The sequence below is a fragment of the Streptomyces laculatispora genome (genome assembly GCF_017353455.1).
GTDB lineage: Bacteria > Actinomycetota > Actinomycetes > Streptomycetales > Streptomycetaceae > Streptomyces > Streptomyces laculatispora.
On record NZ_JAFMPZ010000362.1, the window covers coordinates 1 to 3,892 of the forward strand.

Consider the following 3,892-nt stretch of genomic DNA (forward strand, 5'->3'; position numbering starts at 1 on the left):
CAGCGGTGGTGGCTTCCGCCGTGACGACCGGGGTGCTTCTGGTTCGTCCGGTGGTGGCTTCCGCCGTGACGACCGCGGTGGCTCGTCCGGTGGCGGGTTCCGCCGTGACGACAGTCGGCCCAGCAGTGGTGGTGGCAACTTCCGTCGTGATGACCGGGCTCCGCGTCGTGATGATGACCGTGGTGGGCGTTCCGGTGGTGGCTTCGAGCGGCGTGACGACCGGCCGCGTGGGCCCCGTCGCGACGACGACAACCGCGGCGGCAGCACCGGCGGCGGGTTCCGCCGGGATGACAGCCGTGGTGGCTCGTCCGGTGGCGGGTTCCGCCGTGACGACAGCCGTGGTGACCGGGATCGTGCGCCGCGGCGTGACGACAACCGGGGAGGCGCCTCCGGCGGCTTCCGCGGTCGGCGGGATGACGGCGACAGGGGTGGCTACCGCGGCCGCGACGACCGTGGTGACCGTGGTGGGTACGAGCGTCGCGACGAGCGCGAGCCGATCAAGCGGCTTCCCATCCCCGACGAGGTCACCGGCCACGAGATCGACAAGGATGTCCGGCAGGAGCTGATGAGCCTGCCCAAGACCCTTGCTGAGGATGTCGCCAGGAACCTGGTCATGGTGGCCCGGCTGCTCGACGAGGACCCCGAGCAGGCGTACGCGTACGCGCGCATCGCCCTGCGACTGGCCTCGCGGGTCGCCGCAGTGCGTGAGGCAGCGGGCTTCGCCGCCTACGCGACGCAGAAGTACGCGGAGGCGCTGGCGGAGTTCCGGGCGTCCCGTCGGATGACCGGTTCCGTGGAGCTGTGGCCGGTCATGGCCGACTGCGAGCGCGGACTCGGCCGGCCGGAGCGGGCGATGGCCATGGCCGGTGAGCCCGAGGTGCAGAAGCTGGACAAGGCCGGACAGGTCGAGATGCGTCTGGTCGCTGCCGGAGCCCGCCGGGACATGGGGCAGATCGATGCCGCCATCGTGACACTGCAGAGTTCCGAGCTGGCCTCCAGCGCCGTCCACCCGTGGACGCCGCGGCTGCGTTATGCGTACGCGGACGCGCTGCTGGCCGCAGGGCGCGAGGACGAGGCGCGTGAGTGGTTCGGGAAGGCCCTGGAGGCCGACAAGGACGGTTCCACCGACGCGTCGGACCGGCTCGCCGAGCTGGACGGTGTCGAGTTCGTCGATGTTCTCGGCGACGACGACGAAGACGGCGCCCCTGTTTCCGCCCCCGCCGACGCGGCCGATGACGTCGAGTCGCCGGTCGTAGCCGACGCGGACGACCTCGACGAGGACGACGCGGACGACGACGAGGACGGTCCGGTCAAGGCGTAACGCAGCAGAAGAGGGCGGCACTCCACTCGGGGTGCCGCCCTCTTCTGTGTCCGGGTCGTGCGCCAGGGGCGTGCTGAAGGGGTCAGCCGAGGGGCAGGCTGCGCAGCACCAGGCCCGTGGCCGGCTTGGGGCCGAAGGAGGTCGACTTGCGTGGCATGGTGACGCCCTGCCGGGCCAGGTCCCGGACGACCTCCTCGGGTACCGGATGTATCAGCACCGCCGTGGAGTTGTGGCGCTCGGCCTGTTCGACGGCGGCCGCGGTGTCGTGGATGTACGCGATGTGCGCCGGGTCGTCCGGGATCTGCCACACATGGTCGAGCAGCGCCGAGTGCAGGACCGTCGCGTCGAGGGTGCGCCAGGCGGCCGGGCGGCCGGCCGGAACGGTGCGGGTCAGCAGGGCCTCGTCGGGGCGGTCGGCCAGATGGAAACCGCCGTCGCCCGCGAGCAGGAAGGCGTTGCCCTCGGCGGCTGCCCCGGCCAGGGCGTCCAGGGCCCGGGGGAGCGGCCCCTCGATGTCGCGGATGCGGAAGTGGCCGGTCAGCGCGGCGAGCGCGTCGGCGACGGGCAGTCCGTGCAACAGCCGGTGGATGGACCGGACCCGGAGCGGGTACCGGGCCGTGTCGACCAGGAGGACCAGACCGAAGTCCCAGGGGCCGGGGACGGTGTGTTCCCGCTGAAGCCTGAGATAGGTGGCCCAGCGGTGGTGCCCGTCGGCGATCAGGGCCTGGTGACGGGCCAGATCCGCCTCCACCACCGACCGTTCGGCGGCGTCGGTGACCGCCCAGAGCCGGTGGCTGAAGCCGTCCTCGGTGGTGGTCGCGAGCAGCGGCGGGCGGTTGATCGTCCGCTCGATGACGGCGGTCGCCCCGGTGGCGTTGCCGTCGCTGCGGTAGGTCAGCAGCAGCGGTTCGAGGTGGGCCTCGGTGGTCCGCATCAGGTCGGCGCGGTCCTCGACGACATCGGCCATCACGTCCTCGTGCGGGAGCACGATGCCGTCGGCGGGGCCGGAGAGGGCCAGCGCGCCGATGACGCCGCGCTGGAGGATCTCGCCGTTGCGCTGCTCGTACACGTAGAGCGCGGGCTCGGGATCGGGGGCGAGGATCCCCTCGGCGAGCCAGCGGTTCAGGGTTGCTGCGGCCTGTTCGTGGCGGGCGGACGCGGTGTCGGCCTGCGGGAGGATCAGGCGCACGATGTTGTGCGGATCCGCCGATTCCAGGTGGTGCAGTCCGTCGGGCCGTACGACGACGTCGTACGGGGGTGAGGTCACTGCGGCGAGGCTGCCGACCAGTTCGGGGACGTAGCGCAGTCCACGGAACGGAATCAGGTGCAGTCCCTGGTCCGCGGGGCCTCGTGAGTTCATTTCTGCATCGTATGTGCGGTTCGGCGATGCGCGATGATCGGGGGGAGAAGCAGGCAATGAGGAGCGCAGGATATGAGTCAGGCGAGCAGGACCAGGCCGAGCGGGATCAGCACCGCGTTGAGCGAGGCGTACGACACGGCTCTGCTCGATCTCGACGGGGTGGTGTACGCGGGTGGACAGGCGATCGACCATGCGGTCGAGGCGCTCGGCACGGCGCGGGACGGCGGGATGCACCTGGCGTACGTCACCAACAACGCGCTGCGGACGCCGGACGCGGTGGCGGAGCACCTGACCGAGCTCGGGGTGCCGGCCGAGGCCGCCGACGTGATCACTTCGGCGCAGGCCGTGGCCCGGCTGATCGCCGATCAGCTGCCTTCCGGGGCCCGGGTGCTGGTGGTCGGGGGCGAGGGGTTGCGGGTCGCGCTGCGTGAACGCGGGCTGCGGCCGGTGGAGTCGGCGGATGACGAGCCGGTGGCGGTCGCGCAGGGATACGGCGGGCCCGACATGGCGTGGGGCCGGTTCGCCGAGGCCGCCTACGCGGTCAATCGGGGGCTGCCGTGGTTCGCGTCCAACACGGATCTGACCATTCCGAGCGCCCGGGGGATCGCGCCCGGCAACGGGGCGGCCGTGGAGGTCGTACGGATCGCGACCGGTGCGGAGCCGCAGGTGGCCGGGAAGCCGCTGCCGCCGATGCACAGGGAGACCGTGCTGCGGACCGGCGCGGAGCGGCCGTTGGTGGTCGGGGACCGGCTCGACACGGACATCGAGGGGGCGTTCAACGGTGGCGTGGACTCGCTGCTGGTGCTGACCGGGGTGACGGACGCGGCGCAACTGGTGGCCGCGAAGCCGGAACACCGGCCGACGTACGTGGACGCCGATCTGCGGGGACTGCTGACGGGGCAGCCCGAGGTGACGCAGGCGGGCGAAGACTTCGGCTGCGGTGGCTGGACGGCGTCCGTCCGGGGCGGACAGCTCGTGCTGGAGGGGGACGGGAACGCGCTCGACGGTCTGCGGGCGCTGTGCGGGGCGGCGTGGTCGCAGGCCGGAGAGGGTTCGTGCGGGCTGGACGCGGGGAAGGCCGTGGCCAGGCTCGGGCTGTAGCGGCGGTGAGGGCACCGGAACCCGGTCGGTGATCTCGCCGCGGGGCCCGTCGGGATCTCGTCGGGATCCTGCCGGGGTCCCGTCGGGGTCCTGCCGGGGTCCCGTCGGGG

3 protein-coding genes and 1 pseudogene are annotated in these 3,892 nt (G+C 72.4%); 2 read left to right on the forward strand and 2 right to left on the reverse strand.

Annotated elements, in window-relative coordinates:
- Window positions 1–535: pseudogene (locus J1C73_RS35520) on the reverse strand (hypothetical protein); the annotation flags it as partial.
- 30 nt (window positions 536–565) lie between these two features.
- Here J1C73_RS35520 and J1C73_RS19115 point away from each other — a divergent pair.
- Window positions 566–1,321: a tetratricopeptide repeat protein gene (locus J1C73_RS19115; RefSeq protein ID WP_207317474.1), complete on the forward strand. Its 756-nt coding sequence runs from the start codon at window positions 566–568 to the stop codon at window positions 1,319–1,321.
- A gap of 82 nt (window positions 1,322–1,403) precedes the next feature.
- Here J1C73_RS19115 and J1C73_RS19120 read toward each other — a convergent pair whose 3' ends face one another.
- Complete coding sequence (locus J1C73_RS19120) at window positions 1,404–2,681, reverse strand: DUF1015 family protein (RefSeq protein WP_207317475.1); 1,278 nt, start codon at window positions 2,679–2,681, stop codon at window positions 1,404–1,406.
- Window positions 2,682–2,753: 72 nt separating this feature from the next.
- Here J1C73_RS19120 and J1C73_RS19125 point away from each other — a divergent pair, with 72 nt between their 5' ends.
- Entirely contained in the window at window positions 2,754–3,782 is a 1,029-nt protein-coding gene (locus tag J1C73_RS19125) for an HAD-IIA family hydrolase (RefSeq protein ID WP_207317476.1), read from the forward strand.
- The last annotated feature ends 110 nt before the right edge of the window (window positions 3,783–3,892 follow it).